The sequence below is a fragment of the Paenibacillus sp. FSL H7-0442 genome (assembly GCF_038593105.1).
Lineage (GTDB): Bacteria > Bacillota > Bacilli > Paenibacillales > Paenibacillaceae > Paenibacillus > Paenibacillus polymyxa_D.
The window spans coordinates 484,913-504,218 of sequence record NZ_CP151963.1; the positions used below are offsets into that span (position 1 = coordinate 484,913).

12 protein-coding genes are annotated in these 19,306 nt (G+C 45.9%); 9 read left to right on the top strand and 3 right to left on the bottom strand.

The window, feature by feature from the left end:
- Positions 1-77: 77 nt before the first annotated feature.
- Positions 78-1,058 carry an aldo/keto reductase gene (locus tag MHH57_RS02160; protein WP_342434774.1) on the bottom strand — a complete coding sequence of 327 codons (981 nt, stop codon included), beginning with the start codon at positions 1,056-1,058 and terminating at the stop codon, positions 78-80.
- Positions 1,059-1,332: 274 nt separating this feature from the next.
- Here MHH57_RS02160 and MHH57_RS02165 point away from each other — a divergent pair, with 274 nt between their 5' ends.
- The 3 genes from MHH57_RS02165 to MHH57_RS02175 all read left to right on the top strand — a co-directional run bounded on the left by MHH57_RS02165 (position 1,333) and on the right by MHH57_RS02175 (position 9,420).
- Positions 1,333-4,803 (top strand): S-layer homology domain-containing protein, encoded by a 3,471-nt coding sequence (locus MHH57_RS02165; RefSeq protein WP_342434775.1) that lies wholly within the window; start codon positions 1,333-1,335, stop codon positions 4,801-4,803.
- Positions 4,804-4,965: 162 nt separating this feature from the next.
- Positions 4,966-8,112 (top strand): ATP-binding protein, encoded by a 3,147-nt coding sequence (locus MHH57_RS02170; RefSeq protein WP_342434776.1) that lies wholly within the window; start codon positions 4,966-4,968, stop codon positions 8,110-8,112.
- A 156-nt stretch (positions 8,113-8,268) separates the two neighbouring features.
- The gene (locus MHH57_RS02175; protein ID WP_342434777.1) at positions 8,269-9,420 is read left to right on the top strand and encodes a response regulator; all 1,152 of its coding nucleotides are present in this window, start codon (positions 8,269-8,271) and stop codon (positions 9,418-9,420) included.
- A 141-nt stretch (positions 9,421-9,561) separates the two neighbouring features.
- On the opposite strand, the gene rpoN is transcribed toward MHH57_RS02175, so the two are convergent.
- Positions 9,562-10,878, bottom strand: a complete 1,317-nt coding sequence (gene rpoN, locus MHH57_RS02180) for an RNA polymerase factor sigma-54 (RefSeq protein WP_340931235.1) — start codon at positions 10,876-10,878, stop codon at positions 9,562-9,564.
- Between the two features lie 254 nt (positions 10,879-11,132).
- On the opposite strand from rpoN, the gene MHH57_RS02185 reads away from it, so the two are divergent.
- The 6 genes from MHH57_RS02185 (at position 11,133) to MHH57_RS02210 (ending at position 17,291) form a co-directional block, all read left to right on the top strand.
- Positions 11,133-13,925 (top strand): sigma-54-dependent transcriptional regulator, encoded by a 2,793-nt coding sequence (locus tag MHH57_RS02185; RefSeq protein WP_069010772.1) that lies wholly within the window; start codon positions 11,133-11,135, stop codon positions 13,923-13,925.
- Between the two features lie 199 nt (positions 13,926-14,124).
- Positions 14,125-14,544 (top strand): PTS sugar transporter subunit IIA, encoded by a 420-nt coding sequence (locus MHH57_RS02190; RefSeq protein WP_013369099.1) that lies wholly within the window; start codon positions 14,125-14,127, stop codon positions 14,542-14,544.
- 2 nt (positions 14,545-14,546) lie between these two features.
- Positions 14,547-15,035, top strand: coding sequence for a mannose/fructose/sorbose PTS transporter subunit IIB (locus tag MHH57_RS02195; RefSeq protein ID WP_013369100.1), 489 nt, complete (start codon positions 14,547-14,549; stop codon positions 15,033-15,035).
- Positions 15,036-15,066: 31 nt separating this feature from the next.
- Positions 15,067-15,837 (top strand): PTS mannose/fructose/sorbose transporter subunit IIC, encoded by a 771-nt coding sequence (locus MHH57_RS02200; protein ID WP_318627655.1) that lies wholly within the window; start codon positions 15,067-15,069, stop codon positions 15,835-15,837.
- Between the two features lie 11 nt (positions 15,838-15,848).
- Positions 15,849-16,691 carry a PTS mannose transporter subunit IID gene (manZ, locus tag MHH57_RS02205; RefSeq protein ID WP_275041127.1) on the top strand — a complete coding sequence of 281 codons (843 nt, stop codon included), beginning with the start codon at positions 15,849-15,851 and terminating at the stop codon, positions 16,689-16,691.
- Between the two features lie 447 nt (positions 16,692-17,138).
- Positions 17,139-17,291, top strand: coding sequence for a hypothetical protein (locus tag MHH57_RS02210; RefSeq protein WP_176715694.1), 153 nt, complete (start codon positions 17,139-17,141; stop codon positions 17,289-17,291).
- Between the two features lie 132 nt (positions 17,292-17,423).
- On the opposite strand, the gene MHH57_RS02215 is transcribed toward MHH57_RS02210, so the two are convergent.
- Positions 17,424-19,226: an alpha-glycosidase gene (locus MHH57_RS02215; protein ID WP_342434778.1), complete on the bottom strand. Its 1,803-nt coding sequence runs from the start codon at positions 19,224-19,226 to the stop codon at positions 17,424-17,426.
- Between the last annotated feature and the right edge of the window lie 80 nt (positions 19,227-19,306).

Below are 19,306 nucleotides of genomic sequence, written 5' to 3' on the forward strand. Positions count from 1 at the left end.
TGATCAAGAAACGCCCTATGTAAATGGATAGGGCGTTCTTGTCGTTGCTTATTTTGAAACTGTCATTTCATCCATATTTACTGAGCGCCAACTACCGGATGAGGAACATACGGCTCTTCCAGCAATGCGATTTCTTCAGGTGTTAACGTAATCGAAAGAGCAGCTACTGCATCTTCAAGATGAGACGTTTTCGTAGCACCGATAATCGGAGCTGTTACCGGTTCTTTCTGTAGCAACCAAGCAAGTGCGATTTGAACGCGAGGAACTCCACGTTTTTCTGCGATGGCCGCAACCTGCTCCACGATCAATTGATCGGTATCGGCAGTCGCATCGTATTTAGATTTCGCAACCTGATCGGTTTCGGAACGATGTGTTGTTTCCTGTACATCACGCGTCAATCTTCCACCTGCAAGCGGGCTGTATGGAATCACACCGATTTTTTCTTCCTTACAAAGCGGCAGCATCTCTCTCTCCTCTTCACGATATAAGAGATTTAAATGATTCTGCATTGATACAAATCGGGTCCACCCATTCTTTTCAGCGACATGTAACGCCTTTAGAAACTGCCATGCGTACATAGCAGAAGCACCAATATATCTTGCCTTCCCGGCCTTCACAACATCATGTAATGCTTCCATCGTCTCTTCAATAGGGGTATTGTAATCCCAGCGATGGATTTGGTACAGATCCACATAATCTGTCCCCAGTCGCTTAAGGCTCTTATCTATTTCACTCATGATAGCCTTTCGGGAAAGTCCCGCACCATTCGGGCCTTGATGCATACGGAAATGAACCTTTGTCGCGAGGACAATTTCATCTCGATTCGCATAATCCTTTAAAGCCCGTCCAACAATTTCTTCGCTAGTTCCATCTGAATATACATTCGCGGTATCAAAAAAATTAATACCTAGCTCCAGGGCATTTTTTATAATGGGACGACTGCGCTCTTCATCTAGTATCCATGGGTGAATCCACCGTTCTGCAACCCCAAAGCCCATACACCCAAGACAAAGCCGGGATACATCCAAGCCGGTATTTCCAAGTTTCACATAGTCCATTTGATTATACCTCGCTTTCCTAGATATTGTTTTCTTCAAATGTAGTCTACTCCAGCTACTTACACCGGATATTATTACATTTGGAGTTCACTCCAAGTCAAGCAATTTTGCTCCGGAATGATTCGTATAGGTCTAATTGTTCAGAATCGGTTCAGTGGGGTTTCGTATACTTCTCTTAGCATAGTTCCTTGGTTGCATAAATCGTAGAACTAAACATGACTAAAGCCTTTGATATAACAGGATATATGCCAATAAATAGTGTCTAGGAGTTGAAATGTTGAAACTTGTAAATCGAAATAAATGGATTGCATCTGCGATGGTATTGGGTATTGCTTCAGGTTCAATCGTATCTCTGCCTTGGGTGGGCGGCGTCCAGACTGCTTATGCAGCGACAGCAGATACGCAAAGCGAAACTGGATTTGTATCACAAGCTCGCACCTTGGGTTTGATGACAGGCGGTAATCAGGGCGATTTTATGGCACAAAAAAATTTGACCCGTGCAGAAGCGGCTAAAATTTTGTGCAGTCTGTTCCAGTTGGAAGTTAACAACCAGTCGCAAACTTCTTTTATGGATGTATCGTCCGATGCATGGGGCGCTCCCTATATTGAGGCTGTACGTGCAGCCGGGTATATGACAGGCAACGGGGAACTGTTCCGTCCGGGGGATGCCATTACCAAGGAAGAACTGATCGTATCGCTAGTACGTGCAATGGACTTACAGGATGCCGGCACAGCGAATGCACAGCAAAATGCAGTTCAAGTTGCCCGCTCTTATGGTCTGTTATCAGAGGATGCTTCTACAACGGATTTGAAAAATCCATTGAACCGGGAGAGTGGTGCGGAAGTATTCGTCAGCCTGCTGGATCATCCGGTAGGAGAAGTGAAATCAGAGGGCAATACTGTTCGCATCGGAAATATCCCGTACCAGTTGGAAGGATCTTTGCAAGGTTTGTTTGGTGAAAATAACAAAGCTGTATTAAAAGGGGCAAAATTCGACCTTAACCGTAATTTGCGTACACTCACAGGTGTGAATAAGCTGGAAATTAACGCAGACGGCGGCGTTTTTGACGGTAAAGGTGTATCTTTTGAAGGACGCCTGATCGTCAATGGCTCGGTAACCTTGAAGAACATGTCCTCCACAGGCGTATTGGAAATCAAAGGCTCAGGGACTCAGCCTGTATCGGCCCTTTTGGAAAATACGGCATGGTCTAGTGTGGAGCTGGGCTCCAAGGATGCCAAGCTGACAGCAACCGGGACGACGAAGATCGACAACCTGACGCTGAAAAATGATGCATCGATCGTGACCGAGGGAAATGCCGCGATTAGCCGCGTTTCGTTGCAACAGGGACTGGGCAAGCTGTTGGTTAGCGGCAGTATTGGTTTGCTGGATGCATCACAATATGTGGGCGTTCCTTTTATTACGCTGGCTAAGGGAGCTACAATCAACCGGCTTAACCTACCGGAACAAAAACAGCCGCAGGATGTTATCATTAACTATGATGCGATGAAAGTAGCTGTTAGTCTCGTGAATGGCACGACGAACTCGTCCTCTACTGGATCGGTTGTCACGGAAACAGAGAGCAAAGATAAGAAAAAACACAACAGTGACATTGTCAACGTAGACCGCAGTCAGCTGGAGGCAGAAGTCCATGCAGCCAAAGATCTGCTGGATCGTGCAGGTGAGGGTGGACCGGATCAGGCACTCTACCCGGCTACGGCCAAGGAAAGCCTGTCGGCAGCAATCCACCAGGCTACGCTGGTACTGAACAATACTACAGCTACACAGGCAGAGGTAGATCAAGCGCTCAGCACATTGAAACAGGAAGTTTCTGTGTACACAGATTCAGCCACAGAACCGATGATTGGAACACAGGAATTAGTTAGGCTGATTCAGGTAGCTTCGACTACCCTTGAGCAAAATCGAATGGTTAGCGACGAATTCCCAACTCTTTGGGATGATTCATTAAGTCAAGCAATTCAATTTGGCAATAATGTGTTAGAAGGGAATGCACCCCAAAATATAGTGGAGCGGGAAGTAGTAAGCCTGCGTCGAGTAATTAAAGTATACGAAGCATCGGTAAGACTCAGAGATGCCTATCTGCATTTTCTCGATGTAACGGATCATGTGGAGAATTTGAAAACAGACAAAGCGCGTTACAAGTCCTTAGTGAGAGAAGGATTAAATGTATATGTGAACCCATTAACTACAACGGAGCAGTTGGACGAATGGACACAAAAAATAGAAGGTGCCACAGAATCATTCTTGGCACTGCAAGCAGCGGACTTCTCAGTGCTTAAAAATACTTTACAAGAAGCACAGGTTATCTACGATCAGAGTGGCTCTCAAAATGCCGAACTGGGCAACCTCATTCAGGAATATACAGAGAAGATGCATACGGCTATGACGCAGCAGGACGTATTGACCTTGAACATGGAGCTGAGTCAAAGACTTGCGGAATTCACTGCGCCAGTACCTGCTACAACTCGGGAAAAACTGCAACAGCTGGTTCAAGACATTCATCTAAAACTGCTGTCCAACCCTATTGCTCGTAATTACTTAAATACGGAAATGCTTCCTTTAGAGCAACTAACAGAACAAGCCAACTTTGCACTCATGATGCCGTTTACTCCTGAGGAGCAATTGGTGATCTCTTATAATCAATTAAGTCAGGCTAAAGGGACCTATATTGAAAAATATAACGAGAAAAGGCTACAATTGAGAGCCGAAATCATTGAAATGCAGGCATCGATCAATGGAATTTTGGTGCAAAATTCAGGCTCATTAAGCGCTGAAGCCCAGCAAGCCTTGTCTTCTGCTTCAGAGCATGCCTCCATCTTCTTAGGTTTGCCTAGCTTTGAATTGCAAGACGTGGTTCCTGTATACGAGGAGTTGCAACGGGTACAGAGCCAGTATGCTGCACCAATAGCAGTGGATACCATGTTGTTAAATTTCAACATAAGTATAGCTAATAATGAAGTTCAGACGTTCGGCCGTCATTATACCCAACAAGATAACGAAGAACTTCAAGGGCGAATTAATCAGGCAAACCTTGTGCTTAATACTCCGGATATTACACAGCTTCAGGTAGACCAGGCTAACACAGATTTGATTACAGCACTTTCGAACTACCAATCCAAATGGATCGTAACTGATCTTGATATCAATGAGCTCAAGAACATTGCGAACAATCTGCTTACAGTAAATGGTACAGATCCTACGACGGTCTACTTTCACAGAGTAGTGGATGCATACAATCGTCTGGACCAGTATTACCCTATGCCGGAAATCAAGAAAAATTATATGAATCTGGAAGATGCGATTCAGGAGTATAAAGATTTTGTAGCCAGCCAGCAACAAAGCAGCGGAACAGGAAGTGGCGACAGCAGTGGAGGAACAACACCACCAAGCGACAACAGCGGAACAGGAAGCGGCGACAGCAGTGGAGGAGCAACGCCACCAAGCGATAGCAGCGGAACAGGAAGTGGCGACAGCAGCGGTGGAGCAACGCCGCCAAGCGATAGCAGCGGAACAGGAAGCGGTGACAGCAGTGGAGGAGCAACACCACCGAGCGATAGCAGCGGAACAGGAAGCGGCGACAGCAGCGGTGGAGCAACACCACCAAGCGACAACAGCGGAACAGGAAGCGGCGACAGCAGCGGTGGAGCAACGCCGCCAAGCGATAGCAGCGGAGGCGATTCAGGCTCGATTCCTGGCGGTGGTAATGATGAAGGCATGATTCCTTAATAAGGGAAATGCAGGAAGTACAAGGGTGTATAAAAGGGGACGATTCCACACAGATTTTTGTCTGCGGCGGGCGTCCCTTTTTGCATGGGGAGCGCTTCTAATACAGCTGGTTAGAATAACCGATACTAAAAGATAGACGATATTGAAAAGAGCGGGGGATTTATGAAAAAACAGGGGGTTTTATTTTTTATTATACTTCTGCTTGCGGTTGCGTTGCCGGTGTATCCGTTAGTGTCAGGTGTTTTATCCGGAAACAGTCATTGGAAAGCACACAACGGTGTTATTGATTTGCGTAATTGGGACCCTGAAAAGGAAGGCCCTGTACAGCTGGGAGGGGAGTGGGAATTTTACCCCAATCAGCTTGTGCAACCTTCATCCTTTCATGAGATGCAACAAGATAAGGATTGGGAAAATCATCAGAGTTCTTCAGAGTTGAGGCTGGAAACGAGTTCTTCTGCCAAGATTGTGGATGTGCCTGGTAGATGGAATCAGTGGATGCCTAAGGGACAGGCGACCGGATATGGAACCTATCATATCCGTGTGCTGTTGCCTGAAAAAGCGGAAAATCTGTACGGCATCTATATGCAAAACATTCGCAGCGCCAGTCAAGTATGGATTGACGGAGAAAACGTGGGAGCAAGTGGTATTCCCTCTGTTTCTGCCGACAAGGGCAAGCAGGGCAATGTTCCCTATGTTGGATTTGCAGCGATAGATGGACATTCGGCTGATATTACCGTGCATGTGGCTAATTATAGCTATTCCTCCGGTGGAATCATTTATCCACTGTTATTTGGGGATTACGAGAGTATTACGCATAGCCGGGAAATTGCAATGGCAGAGGACACCGTACTGATAGCAGGATTTTTTATTCCTACCGTATTTTTTATCATGCTATACCTTTTACGTAAAAAGGAGAAGGCATTGCTTTACTTAGGATGTTTTTGTATCGCGGCTTTATTTTATATTCTGACACATGGAGAAAAGCTGCTGGTTTGGGGAATACCGGACTTACCTTATGAATGGATACTGAAAATACAGTCGTTCTCGTCAACGCTGTTCTACTATTTTCTGATCCGCTATGTTCATCTTTCGACGCAGATTGTTATGAATCGGATCGTGCTGCGCCTCTATAATATTACAACCGCACTGATGCTGGGTATGGGACTATTTTTGCCTACATTGGTACTCTCATCCTTTGAAGCGTTTATTCTTCTTTTTGGTGTAGTCAGTGTGGGATATGTATTACTGATCTTGATTCGTGGGCTTCTTCAACGGACGGATGACGCTGCACTGCTAGTCATTAGTATTATGAGCATTCTTATGATTGTAGTGACTAGTTTTGTGTATATTCTGGGCTGGGGAGATGTGCGTGGGGTGACAGCCTATGAAATGCTCATATTCGTATTGGCTCAAACGCTCCTGCTGGCCAAACGTTTTGTGCATTCGTTTATGGAGGTTGAGAACCTGTCACGACGGTTGCTAACACTGGATGGGTTAAAAGATGAATTTCTGGCAAATACGTCACATGAACTGCGCACTCCTCTGCATGGAGTAATTAATATCGCTCAATCCATGCTAGACCGATACGGGACACAATTCAATGAGCCGCAAAAGCACAACTTGGCCTTGATTGCGAATATAGGACGCAGACTTTCGTATTTAATTAACGATATTCTGGATTTTTCTAATTTGAAAAATGGCAGATTAGCCTTAAATCGTCGGCCTGTCAATGTACAGGCAGCTGTGAATTCCGTGCTGGAGGTATTGGGTCATACGGTGGGTAAGAAAGAGATTCAATTCGTCAAAGAATGGCCCAATTCGTTGCCCAAGGTGGATGCGGATGAGGATCGGCTGATTCAGATTCTGTACAATTTGTTGGGCAATGCGGTGAAATTTACGGAGGAAGGCGAAATCGTAATCTCTGCCAAAGCGGGGAACCGTGAAATGGAAATCAGTGTGAAGGATACCGGGTCCGGTATTGCCCAGGAGCATCTTTCGCATATATTTGAACCTTTTAACCGAGGGGCGAATGCTGAGGATGATGGATACAGTGGAACAGGGCTTGGATTAGGCATAGTCCGTCGTCTGGTGGAGCTGCATGGGGGTCATATCCGGGTAGAATCTAGATTGGGCAAGGGTTCGACCTTTTATTTTACACTGCCCTTAGCGCAGACCGGAACGTTGGCACATGAAGCTCAAAAAGATGTTTCGTCTGCGGTTATATTGCAGCCTGGTGTGACGTCGGGTCGGAATGTGATTCCGCATGAAGAGGATGCACTGGAGCAAGTTCAGACTGTTCCTTACAAAGTGCTGGCTGTAGATGATGATGAGGTTAATCTTCGGGTGCTGGAGGAGCTATTATATACGACAGGTTGTAGCGTGGTGGCGGTGGATCATGCCGAGGAGGCACTTCACATACTGAATGGCCGTTCCCGATTTGACCTAGTCATTACGGATTGGATGATGCCGGAAATGTCCGGTATTGAGCTGTGCCGACGGATACGGGAACGGTATTCCCTGTCCGAGCTACCGGTGTTGCTGCTGACGGCACGCGACCTGCCCGGGGATATCCGCGCAGGTTTTATGGCGGGAGCTAATGATTTTCTACGTAAGCCTGTTGATGCTGAGGAATTAAAAGCACGTGTGCGCACGCTGTTGAACATGCGTCATTCGGCGGAGGAAGCGGTGCGTTCGGAAATGGCCTTTTTACAGGCACAAATCAAGCCGCATTTTCTGTACAATGCCTTGAATGTCATTGTTTCGACTGTAGCCGTAGACTCGGACAAAGCAGCGGAGCTACTCATGGAGCTGAGTCAGTATTTGCGGGGCAGTTTTGATTTTCAGAACAGGGAAAATACGGTGCCATTATCCAAGGAGTTGGAATTGGTAGAATCGTATGTGGCACTGGAAAAAGCACGATTTGAAGAACGTTTGCAGGTGACTGTAGAGGTAGGAAGGAACATCCGGTCGCTCATCCCGCCATTAAGTATTCAGCCCATCGTGGAAAATGCGATACGGCATGGTGTGATGCAACGGGCAACAGGTGGAACCGTGCGAGTGGTTGTGCAGGAGGATGGAACCGATTTTGTGGTCAGCGTGACCGATGACGGCGTAGGGATTCCGTCCGAGCGACTGGAACAGCTGCTGTCGGAGGATCATGTATCTTCCAGCGTGGGACTGCGTAATATCCATCGCCGTCTTATCCATATGTATGGAGAAGGATTGCGAATTGAAAGTAGTCCTATGCAAGGGACGACGGTAAGCTTCCGTGTGCCGGAAACGTTCTCGCCCCGGCATACCGATGAATAAAAAAAGTACAGTACATTTGTCGGAAAAGCTAAAGTCACGTCCGCAATGATACGATATATAAAATATAAGAAATTAAAAATCGTAAGGATAAAGCAGATAGCATGTAAATAGAGCAGCATGATAAATGGTTGCAGCAGGAAGGGAGTACGGACACAAATGAAGGCGATTTTGATTGATGATGAGAGGTCGGCATTAACCTACTTGGAACGGTTGCTGGAGGCGGACGGACGGTTAACGGTAATGGGCAAATATACGTCTGCACAAGCGGGGCTGGATCATCTGGCGGCAGAACGTGCGGATATTGTTTTTATAGATATCGGAATGCCAGAGATGAATGGTCTGGAGGCCGCCGAGTGGATTCAACAGCTGGATTCCCATATTCATATCGTCTTTGTGACCGCGTACTCGGAATATGCTATTGAAGCGTTCGAGCTGCAAGCACTGGATTACTTGTTAAAGCCTGTTCATGCCCGGCGGCTATCCAAAACGTTAGATCGGATTACAGCCACGCTGGCTGATCCCCGTTCTTCTAGTTTGGGAGCTTCAGCAGAGCAATCCCCCAAGGTACGTTGTTTTCAAAAACTTGAAATTTTGGAGGATGGACAGGAAGCCGTAGGTGCGAAACCATTCAAATGGCGCACATTAAAGTCACAGGAGCTATTTTCCTTTTTATTACACCATGAAGGGGAATGGGTGAGCAAAGAACAACTGCTGGATGCGCTGTGGCCTGAATATCATTTGGACAAGGCTGTTGTTCACCTGCACACATCCATTTACCAAATCCGCAAGGCGTTGAAAGAACGGATGCAAGATACGAAGCTGGAATATAATCTGGATCGCTACCGCTTGAACCGTAATGGCTGGATTACAGATGTGGAGCTATTCGAGCGGGGAATATCCGAATGGGCTGCATCCGGTAGCGGCGGTAAGCCGCGTATTGAGAGCCTGTTGGCACTATACCGTGGCAACTATCTGGAGGAGCACGATTACCCGTGGGCATATGCAAAAAGGGAGAAGCTGCGCAATATGTATCTGGCATGTGCTTCTGAGCTGGCGAGAGAAGAGCTTCGCGCAGGTCGTACCCGGCATTCTGTTCAGCGTTTGCTCAGCCTACAGCAACGGGAGCCGTACTCAGACGATATCTGCAGTCTGCTGCTGACAGCCTATGCCCAACTGGGCGATTATACCGCTGCGCAAAAGCATTATGAAAGCTTCGTCAGAATATTGGAAGATGAGTTGGGTATTGAACCGCAGCAGGTGACGCACCAGTTGTACGTGCAATTGAAAACACAGACGCTACCTGCGTAAACGGCTGTACTGGCTCAGGTCGTATGAATAGGCCAACCGGAGATTACTGGTTGGCCTATTCTATTGGAGATTCTACGAGGGAGGCAGCCGGGAGAATGTGATAGCGCTGCTTTTTAGTTTTCACAACCGTTTGCTGAAGCTTTAATACACTTTTCTCCTGGCGGAGGATAAATACCCCAATTCTTCACGGTATTTGGCTACCGTTCTGCGTGACAGCTCTAGTCCTTCCTTTGCCATCCGCTCTGTGATTGCCTGATCTGAAAATGGTTTTTGCTTCTCTTCACTGTCGATGATCTGCTTTATCCGCATTTTTGCGCTCTCTGATGAAGTAGCATCCCCGTCTTTCGATCCTAGGGCGGAGGTGAAGAAATATTTGAGTTCAAACAATCCACGGGGCGTCTGCATGTATTTATTACTGACCGCCCGGCTGATCGTGGATTCATGCAGGCCGGTTATTCCAGCAATCTCCTTTTGGGTCATCGATTTCAGATGATAAACGCCATGCTCAAAAAATTCCCGTTGCCTATCAACAATAGCCTGGGCCACACGCATCAGGGTCAGGCGGCGCTGCTCAAGGCTATGAATAAGCCATAATGCTGTATTCATCTTCTCACGAAGAAATCGTTTCTCTTCCTCCATCGCCGGCTTTCGAAGCATACTTTGGTAAAAAGGATTAATCCCGACGCGTGGGACTGTGATATCATTAACTGTCACAACGTAGTCGTTTTTGGATTTCTCCACTGAGATATCTGCTATATGATACTGGCGTTCATATGGAGCAAATGCCGCTCCCGGACAAGGATTCAGCTTGCGTATCTGATCGGTCATTTGTTGTACCATGTGAATGTCGATCCCTAGAGCATCCGCGATTTTTTGTATGCGGTTACATGAAAGATTGACCATGTGATGTCGCACGATTTCTTCCAGGTAAACATCATCATTCCCGGCATATCGCAGCTGCAGAAGAAGACATTCCTCCAGACTGCGGGCAGCGATTCCTGCCGGTTCAAAGCCTTGGATCAGGGCAAGTATATTTTCAACCTCATCGGTGGGGACGTCAAGTATTCCGGCAGCTGTATTTACATCCAGCTCAAGGTAGCCTTTTTCATTTAAATTCCCAATTAGAAACATGCCAATCATCTGTTGTAGTTTGGATAGCCCGCGGACCATCCCAAGCTGCGCTTTGAGATGTCTATATAAATTATCTGCGGGATTAGAGACAAAGTCCAGAAGGTCTACCGGATTATCATTTTTTCGTAGCGAATATTCTTCTTCTGTGTTGATTCTTTCGATGGACATATCGATCTCTGCCAAGTCAATGATCGGATTTTCATTTGCTTGCTCATTAAGATATGACATCAGATCGACCGAAGAATATTGAAGAATCGTGATGGCTTGTCGTAATTCTGGAGTCATAGCCAGCCTGAATGTTTGCTCTTGCTGTAATCCGTAGCGCATTATTTTATCTCAGCTCCTTACTGGGAAACAAAAATAACTTTTTATGCAGCTTATTCGTGAAGCTTATGCAATTATACTGCCAACCTTTGATCTTGGAAAAGAAGTAAATGGAATGGGCTGAATTTGAGTTTTGGATAGATTCAATAAAAAGGGTATCAGATTAATGATTAACTTGTCAGTTTATTTTCTTGTAGAGGATTATTTCTTTTTTTATATACTAATTAAATAAGAACTAGTCAGCATGGGGGAATACCGTGAAACGAATTGATGAGATCTTAGAGTATATTGCCAATGGGACAAAGAAACTGTCGGTAGAGGCCTTGCAGGACGGCGGTGGAATTACGGCTGCGGAAATAGCCGATCAACAGAATATGTTAAGAAATAATGTAAGCAAGGAGCTTAATAGCCTACTTCGCGCCGACTTGATTATTAAAATCAAGGGGAGACCCGTCAAGTTTTTGCACAAGCAGGTGATCGAGGAGACCTTTCGGGTTCAGCTTAAAGAGAAACAAATCCAAGTCAACAGTATTCATGAAATATTGCTGCCTGGAGAGCAAGTGGATCCGTTTCACGCCTTAATTGGTTTCATGGGGAGTATGAGGAACCAGGTTGAGCAGGGAAAAGCGGCAATATTATACCCGCCGAAGGGCCTACATACGCTGATTGTGGGACAGACTGGCGTTGGAAAAACAATGTTCGCTAGGTTGATGTATAATTATGGGAAATATATGAAGCGCTTTTCAGAGCAAGCACCGTTTATCGTATTTAACTGCGCTGATTATTACAATAACCCTCAGCTGCTACTTTCCCACATTTTTGGTCATGTAAAAGGAGCATTTACCGGGGCTGATCGGGAGAAAGAGGGACTGGTCGAGAAAGCGGATGGGGGCATTCTGTTTTTGGATGAGATTCATCGGCTGCCCCCAGAAGGCCAAGAAATGATATTTTATTTCATGGACACGAACAGTTACAACAAATTGGGCGAGTCGGAGCGCAAGCGGGAAGCGAATGTGCTGCTCATCGGCGCTACGACCGAAGATCCCGGTTCTTCCATGCTGAAAACCTTTATCAGACGGATACCGATTACGATCAACATTCCTTCCTTGCAAGAGCGAACTGTTGAAGAGAGGTTTTTGATCCTGAAGCATCTCTTTGCAAACGAAGCCCATCGTGTGAACAAGCCTATTAGGGTTGAATTGGAAACTGTAAAAGCACTGATTGGCAGCGTAACCTATGGAAATATCGGTCAGTTGAAATCGAACATTCAGCTTGTGTGTGCCAAAGGATTTTTGAACAGCATACATGAAAATAAGGAAGAGATTGAACTTGATTTTAAAATTTTGCCCGGAAATATCAAGGAAGGTCTATTTAATATGGGGAAGAACCGCAAGGAGATTGCCGAAATGGAGATGGTCAACTCCTCGCTGTATATTACTCCTGAAGGCAGCAAAGGAATGGATGAAGTAGACGCTTTTGAACTGCCGTTCAACTTGTACAAATTGATTGAAGACAAGATAGGGATGCTCAAAGAAGAAGGACTCGACGACAGTTTTATCAATAAGTTTATTACTACAGATGTCAATATTCACATCAAAAGCTTCTATAACCGATTTTATAACATCAAAGGGGGAAGGGAACGGATCCTTAAGATCGTAGGCAGAAATATCCTAGAGTTCGCTGAACAGGTGCAAGAGATGGCTCAAAAAGAATTGAACAGAAATTACAGCGACAGGTTTGTTTATGCCTTCAGTCTTCATTTAAGTGCTTTTTTAAAGCGAATCCGGGAGAAAAAATATGTCAGTAAACAAATCTATGAACCGATGAATGATCAGGATGAAGAATACAGACTGGCACTCATTATCAAGGATTTGATCGAGTCCAAGTTTGAAGTCAGCGTACCCGATGCCGAGACCACCTATGTGGCGATTCTTCTGAAATCGGTAGAAGAGGAGCACCAGGGAAATGTGGGAATCATCGTAGCTGCACATGGCAACAGTACGGCAAGCAGTGTCGTTAGCGTTGTCGACAGCCTGCTGGGGAGCTCAAATATTTGCGCAGTAGACATGCCTTTGGATGTTAGCCCCAGAGAAATCCTGGAAGTTATTGTGGAAAAAGTGAAGGACATTGACAATGGCAGAGGCGTATTGCTGCTGGTTGATATGGGCTCCTTGCTCAATCTTGAAGCAACCATTATGGAACGTGTCGGGATTAAGGTGAAGACTATCGATATGGTTTCAACCCCGCTTGTGTTGGAGGCTGTGCGAAAGGCCAGTATTTTTGATATGAATATAGAGGAAATTTATCAATCTTTGAAGGATTTTCGTGGATATAACACTGGAAATGCTGGAGTGAAAGCGGAAAAGACCAGTAATAAGGTAATCGTGACGGTCTGTTCTTCCGGCAAAGGTGCCGCCGCCAAGCTAAAGGAGTTTGTAGAGAAGGTTGTTTATGACTTAACCGAAGAGAAAATAGTTGTTGTACCGGCAAAGGTCAGGGAATTGGATAAAGTGGTGAAGGATTTACGGGCCAAGCATACGCTTCTTGCGGTGATTGGGGTTAAGCGGCCAAGCGAGCTCAATGTACCGTTTATCCCTTTGGAAAAACTGATCGAGGCAAGCGGTGAACAGGCATTAAGAGAATTGTTGCTCAACAATCAGTTGCCTGTTATGCATGAACACGGAAGCGTGATCGTAAGAGATCTATGTGAGGATACGCTAAAGGAGTTTATGACTTATTTGAATCCTCACAAAATTTTGGGGATTTTGATGAAATTTATCGAGCAGCTGGAACAGGAACTGGAGGCTGATTTCCATTATGCAAAGAAGGTTCAGCTTGCTGTTCATACGGCTCATGCGCTGGAACGAATGGTCATTGGAGAAGGGCTAGTGTATCAGGAGGATGTATCCTTGCTTGACCAACGATTAATCGATGTGGTGAACCGTTCCTGCAATATATTTGCCTCCAGTATTAACATTAAGCTGACTAATGATGAAAAATATTATATTTGCGAAATCCTAAGCGAAGTATATAACTGTATCCCCAAGTAGTGGCGCAAGTGTATAAAACGATGCTGGATGTGTATTAATCATGCGGATAAGGATAATAAGTAGTTGGTGAGAAAAGGCCAAATTCCCGGAGCAGCCGAGGGTTTGGTCTTTTTTTTGATAGTTAATCGCATCATACAGAATCTTGGCATGAGACTTGCATATAAGTATAGGCGAAGGATGCAAGGAGGGGGTGAAACAAATGATAGGTGTTATTGTTGGCACTCATGGAAAATTTTCTGAAGAGATCCTAAGATCCACGGAAATGATTTTTGGCCATCTGGAAAATGTGGTGGGTGTAACGTTTGAACCAGGTGAAAGTGTTAACGGACTTGTTGAGAAGTACAAAGCGGCCTTGGAAACAATTGATTGGACGGACGGATTGATTTTTCTCGTCGATTTGTTTGGTGGCAGTCCCTATAATGCGGCCAGTAGGATTGTGGCCAGGTATGAAAAAATGGACATTGTAACAGGGGTGAACCTGCCAATGATCGTAGACCTGCTGACTAATAGAGGGCTGGAGAACGTGGAGAATCTAAGTGATCTGGCCATCCGTGCGGGTCAGGATTCAATGAAGTCTTTTCGTGTCATCCGGGACATACAAACAGAGGAGGAATTATAGGTATGGAAATATCATTTGTTCGTATTGATGACCGTCTAATTCATGGTCAGGTGGCTACTGTGTGGGTGAAGGAAACGAAGTGTAACAAAATTATCGCCGTCAGCAATGAGGTCGCTGCGGATACGCTGCGCAAAACCTTATTGTTACAAGTGGCACCGCCGGGGATTAAAGCTTATGTTGTCACGATTGCGAAAGCGATTGAAGCTTATAACAATCCTAAATATAACGATTTCAAGACCTTGTTCCTATTTACCAATCCCACGGATGTACTGCGGGTTGTAGAAGGTGGGGTACCGTTTACATCGGTAAATGTAGGTGGAATGTGCTTCAAAGAAGGCAAAACACAAATTACCGGAGCAGTGTCCGTAGACAAGCAGGATGTAGAGGCATTTTATAAATTGCACGAAAAGGGGATAGAACTGGAGATTAGAAAAGTGGCCAGTGATCCTAAAATTAATTTGATTAACAAGCTCCAAAATGTCCAGTTTTAACAACACGTACGCATAAGAGAGGGGGTCAAACATGAGTGTTTTTGAAATCGTAATGGTCACGCTGGTTGCAGCCATTTGCGGAATGGGCAGTGTTTTGGATGAAGGACAGACTCATCGTCCTATAGTTGCGTGTACACTGATCGGTCTGGTCCTGGGAGATCTCAAAACCGGTATTATTCTAGGCGGTACGCTGGAATTGTTGGCTTTGGGCTGGATGAATGTCGGAGCGTCCATGGCTCCGGATGCGGCTTTGGCCAGTGTAGTCTCAACCATATTGGTTATTGTCGGGCACCAATCGATCGGTGCGGGAATTGCCGTTGCGATTCCGATTGCGGCTGGCGGACAAGTGTTAACTATCTTTGTTAGAACGATTACCGTGTTCTTTCAGCATCTGGCAGATAAATATGCCGAATCTTCAAATTTCAAAGGAATTGAATTATGTCACTTCATAGCCCTCCTTCTTCAGGGATTACGTGTCGCTTTGCCTGCCGTATTGGTGGCTATTGCAGCAGAAACCGGTCTAGTTACGACTTTGCTGGATGCCATCCCGGAGGTCATTACAAAAGGGCTGCAAATTGCAGGGGGATTCATCGTCGTTGTAGGATATGCCATGGTTATTAACATGATGGCAGCCAAATATCTGATGCCTTTCTTTTTCTTGGGCTTTGTCATCGCGGCATTTACAAGCATCAATCTGGTTGGCTTTGGAATCATGGGAGCGGTTCTGGCTCTGCTGTATATCCAGCTCAATCCTAAATATAGCCAGCTCAAAGATCAAGTGGGTGAAATTGAAGAGCTCTAAAGAAATTCTTAATGAAAGAGTGGGGTACTATGGAAGAAAAAAAGTTGACCAAAAGCGATTTAAACAAAATGTTTTTCCGTTCATGGTTCCTGCTGGGCTCGTTTAACTTTGAGCGTATGCAGTCGATTGGTTTTTGTGTCACCTTGATTCCGGCAATCAAGCGGTTATACAGCAAGAAGGAAGACCAAAAAGAAGCACTAAAGCGGCATTTGGAGTTTTTTAATACTCAACCGTTTATCTCTGCACCGATTATGGGGGTAACGGCCGCTATGGAGGAGCAGAAAGCCAATGGCCAGCCGATTGATAATGCTACCATAAGTGGTGTGAAAGTTGGCTTAATGGGACCTTTGGCTGGAGTAGGAGACCCTATTTTCTGGGGAACATTACGCCCCGTTCTGGCTGCATTAGGAGCTTCCATTGCGTTGTCCGGAAGCGTTATCGGGCCTGTCCTATTTTTCTTGCTTTTTAATGTTATTCGCCTGGCCACTAAGTGGTACGGACTGAAATACGGCTACAAAAAAGGGACGGAGATTGTGTCCGACATGTCCGGAAACCGACTGCAAAAGCTTACGGAATCGGCCTCCATCCTGGGACTATTTGTTATGGGCGCCCTCGTATCCAAATGGACTACTCTGAATATACCACTCGAAGTATCCCGATATACCCGTTCGGATGGAGTAGAGGTTGTTACGACGATACAGATGATTCTGGATCAATTGATACCTGGTCTGTTACCTCTCTTGCTGACTTTTTTATGCATGAGACTGCTCAAAAAGAAAGTAAATGCTATAGCTCTGATTTTTGCTTTATTCGCAATAGGAATTATTGGATACGCTCTTGGTGTATTGGCTTAAGCCAATTTGTAAAGTGATCCGGTCAAGCAGCCGTCTCTGACCGGCAACCTGCCGCTTAACTTGTAAACGCTTTAAATTTTACGGATTAAAATATTCAATTATCTACAAGCGAATCTGCTAGCGTTCAACGATAGTCATGAAAGGCTGCTGGCTTGTTGATAGCTGATATAAGCAATGATTCTATATCATTAATCATTACAGGCTCAATGATGGTTTTAAAGCCACATTGAGCCTGTAAAAGCAGGTTCCGCTCTTTTGCTGTTAGTATGTTCGTTGCAATTTCTTGGAGGAGCTTGCCAGCTCGGGTACTAACAGCCTCTTTTCTCTATGATCTGATATTCGCCGAGACCTGTTTTCTTCAGCGGCATATGCATATAGCATATCTCTCCACAGTTAGGTCATATTGAGAGGTTCATGAAGCCATGAAGACTTAAGGAGGCCACTGCATTGGGAAAAAGGAGACGAACTGGCTTTAAGGGCAAAAGAATTAGGGTGGACGTTAGACAATCTTCTTCAGCTCAAACAGGGCAAGGCGGCAACCCCATTTCTATCAATGCTTCAGACGTTGGGGTAGTAAGAACAGATGTTAAAAACAAATAATCGACTTGGATAGAAGCTCATATTTAACGTAAAAAGACCACCAGGAACAAGTTAACTATCTTGTTACTGGTGGTTTTGCTTTTTTTTGCCGTATTCGGCAGGTACTTTCATCAGCATCCGCGTCTACATAGCCTATGCCTTGCTTTGCGTCTTGTTGTCGACTTCTTTTGCAGAGTTGATTGATCGCACAGGCGTTGCCTTCAGCACAGCATATCCGTAAGGAGGAAGCTCGGCATGCAGTCCCTTCGGTCCTACGGACCACTGGCTTTCGCCAGAGGCTAATTGCCATTCCTGCTCAGGAATGTCCAATTCAAAAACGTGATCCTCATCGGAACGATTGAGCAGTACGAGCAGCACTTCTTCCCCGCTGCGGCGCTCGTAGGCAAGTGAGGCACCCTCCGGCTGTGCCTCCAGGAAAGTGATGCTTCCTTGGTCACGGAGGACCGGGTGCCCCTTACGAAGCGCAATCAGCTCGCGGTAAAAGTCGAACAGCTCGTGGTCCTGCTTATCGGCATCCCACTCCATGCACTGGCGGCAGCCTGGATCGGCATCTCCATCCAGGCCGATCTCATCGCCGTAAAAAATGCAGGGTGCGCCCATATACGTGAACTGGAACAAAGCAGCCAGCCGCATCAGTCGCTTGTCGCCCCCGCACAGCGTCAGTATGCGCGGTGTATCATGGCTATCCAGCAGATTGAAAGCAACCTCGGATGCTTGCTGTGGATAGCGGGCCAGCTGTCGTCCGATGGCGTAGGCAAAGCTTTGGGCATCGGTCACTTTTTTGACGAAAAAATCATTCACCGCGTAGGTGAACGGATAATTCATCGTTGCATCGAATTGGTCCCCCTGAAGCCATTCAGACGATTCATTCCACATTTCACCCAAAATGTACGCATCCGGATTGGCCTGCTTGACCGTAGTGCGGAATTCCCGCCAAAAGGCGTGGTCCACCTCGTCTGCCACATCCAACCGCCAACCATCGATGCCGATTTCTTCGATCCAGTGCTTTGCCACATCCAGCAGGTACTTTTTTACCTCAGGATGTTCGGTGTTCAGCTTGGGCATCATCGGTTCCAGCCCGAATGTATCGTACGTCGGTATGCCATCCACCACTTTCAGGGGAAAGCTATGTACATGGAACCAGTCCTTGTAAGGCGAGGCATCGCCTTTTTCCTGGACGTCGACGAACGGTTTAAAAGTACGCCCTGAATGGTTGAACACCGCATCAAGCAGTACCCGAATTCCTCGATCGTGGCAGGCATCGACCAGTTTTTTCAATGTCTTTTTGTCCCCGAAATGTGGGTCCACCTCCATATAATCCTCTGTATCATATTTATGATTGGTCGTCGCCTTGAAGACAGGAGTCATATATATGGCGTTAATTCCCAGCTCGTTCAGGTGGTCCAGGTGATCCAGAATCCCCTGTAGATCGCCACCGAAAAAATTGTCTCTTTGTGGGGTTCCACCCCATGTCTCTGCACCTTCTGGGCTGATGGAGGGGTCACCGTTCGCAAAGCGTTCCGGGAAAATCTGATAAAATACCGCATCCTTCACCCATGCGGGTGGCTTCAGAATATCAATCGGGTTCAAAAACGGATATTGGAACAGTTTATCTGCATTTTCGGGTTCTTGGGTAGTAAAGTCGTCCTCGTTCATCCAAATACGTTCCTCACCGTCTTCTAGCAAAAATCCATATTTCAGCCGACGGTGAGTAGGTTTTATACTGCACTCATAGTAATCAAACCTGCCATCAGTAGCGAATTTGGACATCGGGACAAGCTGTCGGGTGCGGTCCCAATCGTATTTATCTCCGGTGAGAGCATGAACGGTGTTCAGGTCATTTTTCTTCGCACGTAGCCGTAGAAATATCGTTTCATCATTATAACCAAAAGCCCAATTGCGTTTCGGGTGATGGTATATAGCTTCCAGCAGCATCGGGTAGGCCTCCTTTTTTCATAAGCATTCAAATTTGAAAATGTGAAGCGTATGTCGTATAAGATAGTTATTAACCTTTT